General features: G+C 62.2%; 1 pseudogene. It reads left to right on the top strand.

What is annotated here, in order from left to right:
* Positions 1-262: pseudogene (locus tag H6A60_RS13275) on the top strand (FAD-dependent oxidoreductase); the annotation flags it as partial.

Genomic DNA, 262 nt, shown 5'->3' with positions numbered 1-262 from the left:
CGGGACAGCATGCCAATGATCCGGCGGTCGTCGGCGTACTTGCAAAGAATGCCGGCGATGCGCTTGTCTGGCTCGAACGGCACGGCATGAACTTTCTGCCGGAACCCTTTGAGGTTTTCGGCAGCGAATGGCGTCGGTGCTTCAAGCCCGTGATGCCTCGTGGTCTCGGCTATCTGCGTGCGCTCACCGCTGCAGCGTATTCGGCCGGCGTCGAAGTGAAACTGGCCGTTGCAGCAGAGCGCTTTGTGCGCGATGCGGAGGG

The sequence above is a fragment of the Sutterella massiliensis genome (assembly GCF_016899755.1).
GTDB lineage: Bacteria > Pseudomonadota > Gammaproteobacteria > Burkholderiales > Burkholderiaceae_F > Sutterella > Sutterella massiliensis.
The sequence above is the reverse complement of the archived record's forward strand: the minus strand, read 5'-3'. Positions and strand labels throughout refer to the sequence as shown.